The sequence below is a fragment of the Vibrio sp. genome (assembly GCF_047973365.1).
Lineage (GTDB): Bacteria > Pseudomonadota > Gammaproteobacteria > Enterobacterales > Vibrionaceae > Vibrio.
Map to the genome: position 1 here is coordinate 1 of NZ_JBKEBW010000124.1, position 5,351 is coordinate 5,351.

The 5,351-nt window shown below is 43.6% G+C and carries 5 protein-coding genes; 2 read left to right on the plus strand and 3 right to left on the minus strand.

The window, feature by feature from the left end; translation table 11 throughout:
- The 3 genes from ACK5MF_RS15555 to ACK5MF_RS15565 all read right to left on the minus strand — a co-directional run.
- On the minus strand, positions 1-362 hold a 362-nt coding region (locus tag ACK5MF_RS15555; protein ID WP_416923492.1), incomplete at its 3' end, for a helix-turn-helix domain-containing protein.
- Positions 363-478: 116 nt separating this feature from the next.
- The gene (locus ACK5MF_RS15560) at positions 479-1,138 is read right to left on the minus strand and encodes a DUF2057 family protein (protein ID WP_416923493.1); all 660 of its coding nucleotides are present in this window, start codon (positions 1,136-1,138) and stop codon (positions 479-481) included.
- Between the two features lie 166 nt (positions 1,139-1,304).
- A complete protein-coding gene (locus ACK5MF_RS15565; protein ID WP_416923494.1) occupies positions 1,305-2,294 on the minus strand; it encodes a porin in 990 nt (329 codons plus the stop codon).
- A 510-nt stretch (positions 2,295-2,804) separates the two neighbouring features.
- Between ACK5MF_RS15565 and dinG the strand changes: the two genes are divergently transcribed.
- Both dinG and ACK5MF_RS15575 read left to right on the plus strand, forming a co-directional pair.
- Positions 2,805-4,880, plus strand: coding sequence for an ATP-dependent DNA helicase DinG (gene dinG, locus ACK5MF_RS15570; protein ID WP_416923495.1), 2,076 nt, complete (start codon positions 2,805-2,807; stop codon positions 4,878-4,880).
- Positions 4,881-5,060: 180 nt separating this feature from the next.
- Positions 5,061-5,351 (plus strand): TSUP family transporter (locus tag ACK5MF_RS15575; protein WP_416923496.1); only part of this gene is annotated, 291 nt, incomplete at its 3' end.

The window sequence follows — 5,351 nt, forward strand, 5'->3', positions numbered from 1 at the left end:
GGGGAGTTCTTCATTGGAATAATCGCTCTTTTATGTTTCTCCAACCCAATAATGCCTTGCTTTTCATATTTTCGGAGCCAACTCGTTAACGTCGTAGGGAAAGAGAGGTTTAACACCGCGCTAGTGTGTCTGACAGACCAGCCCTTTGTCCACAATAATTGCAACGCTTCCAGCTTAGCTTCCGCACTAAGAGAATGGCCATCAATTAAAAATGAATTTGAACCATGCATAGTGAAAACAAGAGCCCAATAACGAACATGTTTTGTTGGGACAGAATATTTTTCAGCGAGCTCTCGAGGAGTGGAGCCATCAAGATACTTTTTAGCTACTTTGAACTTTAACTCGCGACTGTATTTGGACATAAATAAAAGACCCCCAATAATTGGTTGTCCAACTATTGGGGGTCACTTCACAGGAGCGTGGGAACGAGAAGTATTCCTGACTTCACAGGAGTGACGATAAAACCGTTTTGTTCTGTTTATTGTTGATCAACCAACCACTTACGGAAGGCTTTACGCTCGTTTGCTGGCAGTTTCAGATACTGCATTTTTGCTCTTTGCATTTCTAGGCTATCTTGACTAGCAGAATTCGTTGCCTGCTGCGTACCGTTTACAACGCTCGTATCGGTAACGGGTGCAATGGCATTGCCCGCAAAAGCAATACCGTTGGCTACGTTATAAGTCGCAAGCTGCTCGTCAAGGTTGGCATAAGGGAACATACCCTTTTCACCCACCATTTTGACTTGCTGGTAGTCTATATCGCTGTTATTGAGGCTAATATTCCAATCAATCTTATCTTCCTCAAACACTTTTTTAGCTTGTAGTTCACCATTCAGTTGCGGGCCATCAATGTCTAATTCGCCACCATTGACATCCAAGGTAACAATGTAGGGCGCGGAAGTGAAGTTAGCACGCTTTTCACCTCGACCTAACATCGTATTCATACGCAATACAAGTTGATTCGTCCCCGCCGCAAGCATAAATGGTTCCTCCATCTGCTTGGCATCTTGACTATTAATAAAGAGAACCTCGACGCCTTGGGCAGCATCCAGTTTTGTGGTCAGCGCATTCGCATAAGCAGAGCTCAAACTCAGCGCAGATAGTGCCATTACGATCGAAGTCCAAATTGTACGTTTCATGATTTAACCCTTTTCATCATTAAGTTTTATAGCCAAATAACCTCGAAGCCTTGATATCTCTATGCCATTTAAGCTCATTTGGATATAACACTTACCACTTATCTATACAATCAAAAAGGCCGCATAAATGCGACCTTTGAATTATATTCAACTTGATATCAAGTGATTAGAATGTGTAGTAGAAACCTGCTACAACGCCGTCACCTTCAACTTTGTTGTTGCTGTCTGTTTCTGTTTCTGCATTAGAGTATTCAAGGAACGCTGCGATGTTGCTAGAAACTGCGTAGTCTGCACCTACAGTGTAGTAAGTGATTTCTTTGTCGCTGTTGTCATCTTCAGCGAAGCCAAATGAAGTGTAAAGACGTACTTTTTCGATTTGGTAATCCAGAGCAGCTGAAATGACATCCAACTCTTCACCATTGACTTTGTCTTCTAATACGTAGTTCACTGCTGCACCGAAGCCAGCCACGCTCATACGCGCTGCTACACCCATGATTTCAGAACCGCGGTTACCTTGATCTTGGTAAGTCGCACCTAGAGTGAACATATCGTTAAATGCGTACTGAGCGGATACACCGTATGCTTCATCTTCATTTTCATCAGAAGAAAGGTAAGCATCAGCAATCAGTTTAAGACCGCCAACAGTGTACTTCGCTGAAACTGCATGACCAGCAGACTCAAGAGAGTTTACGAAGTCATCCATGTAACCAATACCTTCGTTAGTGTTATCGATTGTAACTGCGTCTAGTGAATCACCGAAGTCACCGATTTCACCCATAGCGATACCGAAGTTTTCACCAAAGTTGAAACCAAAGTAAAGGTCATCTGTCTTCGTAGTATTTGAGTCAGAAGTCAAGCCTGCCCAACTATCGAAACCGTTACCGTTTTCGATTTCGAAAGAACCGAATGCAGTTACGCTGTCGCTTAGCTTATGTGTTGCATCGATTTGGATTTTTGCCCATAGGTTGACATCAGGATCAGCACTGAGTTTAGTCGCTACACCAGCTTCAGTTGTTTTTACTTCAGCAGTACTTAAGTAAGTATCGATTTCACCTTTCACGTTGAACGAAGTAGTACCGTCATCGTAAATGTTGCCTGCTGCAAGCGCAGAAGTAGATACTGCTGCCACTGCTAATGCTAATAGAGTTTTTTTCATAATAATCCACTGCCTTTTCTTAAGTGTGGGAAATCCTTATCCGGTTCCCTTTATTTTTGATGATAGTGACTAACTCTGCGGTTAGTTCCTACCGCCACTAAATTTCGAGGTTTAGATTGCAAAAGAATATCCTGCGTGTCAAATACTCTAAATTGCTCGCATAAAAACAAATAAAAATAAATAAAAACATGAACTTAATCGTAAATATGCACATTTATCGACCAGTTACAACCGAAATATTCATAAAAATGTAAACGTTTCACAAGTAACAAAAACAGTTTTTAATTCTAAATTAGTAATTAAAATTAAAGCCCTGCAGGATTAAATAAACAAACCAGCAATATTGTTAAGTTTTATATTTTTTATTTGGTGAATTAATTTTAAGTCCCTGATGGTTCAGTTTTTTTTTGTGAAGGAGATCTACATTCTTTTTAAAATGATGCAAATTCGTGAGCTACGTAGGATTTGCAAACTGTGTTAATATGCGTTTCCGGTCATGCAGGTCTCGCTATGCTTACAAAAAAAATTCAACAATCGATCCGCAGCAGTTACCAAAACCTGCAAAATCAGCTCGATAATTTCGTTCCTCGTCGGGCACAAAATTTTCTCGTTGCAGAAATTGCAAAAACATTATGTGGTAGTTATCACAAGTCAACTCGCATGATGGTCGCCGAAGCAGGTACAGGAATTGGCAAGTCTCTCGCCTATTTAATGGGCGTGATTCCTGTCGCGGTGTCCAATAACCGTAAAGTGGTGATATCCACCGCTACCGTGGCGTTACAAGAGCAGTTGGTTGATAAAGATTTACCTTTATATAGAAGAATTACTGAGCAACCTTTTACTTTTATTATTGCTAAAGGTCGCCAACGCTATTGCTGCACAGAAAAGCTCGCGTCAGCCTCTGGGGCTGATGGGGCCCAACTGGCGATGTTTGAAAGCAAGCCAAAAGCGGCAGATATCGAAATGCTCGAAGCCATGTATCACGCTTTGAATACCAATAAGTGGGATGGCGACCGAGACTCATGGCCAGCGACCATCAGCGACGACATCTGGAACTCGATTGTCAGCGATAAACACACTTGCAATGGCAGTTTCCCTGCCCATCGAGATTGTCCATTCCAGAAAGCGCGTTCTGAACTCGATAAAGCGGACGTGATTATCGCTAACCACAGTTTAGTGATGGCGGATGCCGACTTAGGTGGCGGCATTATCCTTCCCGAGCCTGAAAATACCATTTATATTTTTGATGAAGCGCACCACTTGCCGCATGTTGCCCGTGATCACGCATCAGCCGCAACTTCCCTAAAAGGTGCGGCATCTTGGTTGGAAACACTTAACCGTTCTTTGACTAAACTGAGCAGCCTTGCCGATGCAAAACGCGCTTCTCGATTTGTCGATGAGGCTCAAACCGCTATCCAAGAGCTGATACCAAGCCTGAACAAACTTCCACAGCAGTTTGATCCGGCTCATTTTGCAGACAACATCTATCGCTTTGAACATGGCGAACTGCCGCAGTGGCTTGAAGAAGAATCAAAACAGCTCAAACGACAAAGTCAAAAAGCCAATCAAAGCGTGTCTAAAATTGCCGATTTAATTGCTGAAAAGGTCAAGGAAGGAGAGCTCGCCGCACGCTTAGCCGAACCGGCACTCACCGAACTTGGTACTTACATCCAACGCCTGGAGAATTTGTATCAGGTGTGGCATTTAATGGCAGAACCTAAACGTGAAAAAGGCGCGCCACTAGCCCGTTGGCTACAAACACACAGCGAACGAGAAGGTGATTTTACCGTTCACGTTTCACCTCTTGAAATAGGCTGGCAGCTCGACCAACAAATTTGGAGCCGCTGTATTGGTGCGATTTTGGTCTCTGCCACGTTACGCGCACTGAATTCCTTTAGCTTTTTCTGCCGCCAGGCGGGGATCAGTGAGAAAGCGGAAGATGGCGTGCAGTTTCTTTCTCTCGCTTCACCGTTTAACTATGTTGAGCGAGGCGAACTGTTGGTGCCTTCGATGAAACTCGAACCACCAAGTAAAGATTTCACCCCCTATCTGGCCGATAAAGTGAAGCAGTATCTGGTCGCAGATAAAGCCAATCTGGTTCTTTTTGCTTCCTACTGGCAAATGAGAGAAGTGGCAGAAAAGCTGTCACCAAACTTGTCAAAAATGGGCTGGATACTGCAAATACAAGGCGAAAAGTCTCGTGGTGAAATTCTAAAAAAACATAAAATGCTGGTGCAATGTGGTAAAACAAGCGTGCTATTTGGTACAGGCAGTTTTTCCGAAGGTTTAGATTTACCGGGAGATTTATTAGAAAATCTCATTATTACCAAGATACCTTTTGCTGTCCCAACCTCACCAGTTGAGCAAGCGCATGCCGAATACATTGAACACCGTGGTGGTAATCCGTTTTTGCAAATATCGGTACCTGAAGCAAGTAAAAAGCTCATCCAATCTGTCGGTCGTTTGCTGCGTAAAGAGCAGGACTCTGGTAGAGTCGTGATACTCGATCGCAGAGTAGTATCGAAACGATATGGAAAGGCTTTGCTAGATTCGCTGCCACCTTTCAAGCGAACCATTGAATATTAGGGGCGAGCCAATACAGAACAGTTAAGAGATCTCGCTCCCATGCTTTGCGTGGGAATGCATATTTAGCTAACCGAGAGACAGATATACAGCTTATTTGGCTTCGGTATGCATTCCCACGGAGGACCGTGGGGAACGAGAAATAAAGAATAAAAAAACAGAAAATTTGGGACCGTATTTTTGATGGAATTAGTCGAACCAACCATGTTGGTCGTGTTAGCTCTGGTGGCGTTTATTGCTGGATTTATCGATGCCGTTGCTGGCGGCGGCGGCATGTTAACCGTCCCGACATTGCTCTCTTTGGGATTACCGCCACATATTGCGCTGGGCACCAACAAACTTGCAGCGACCTTTGCTTCGTCTACCGCAGCGTTTACCTATTACCGAAAAAGATTGTTTGAGCCGCAGTATTGGCTACGTGCATTTATCATGACGCTGATTGGTGCCACGATAGGTACGCTGGTTGTTGACGCA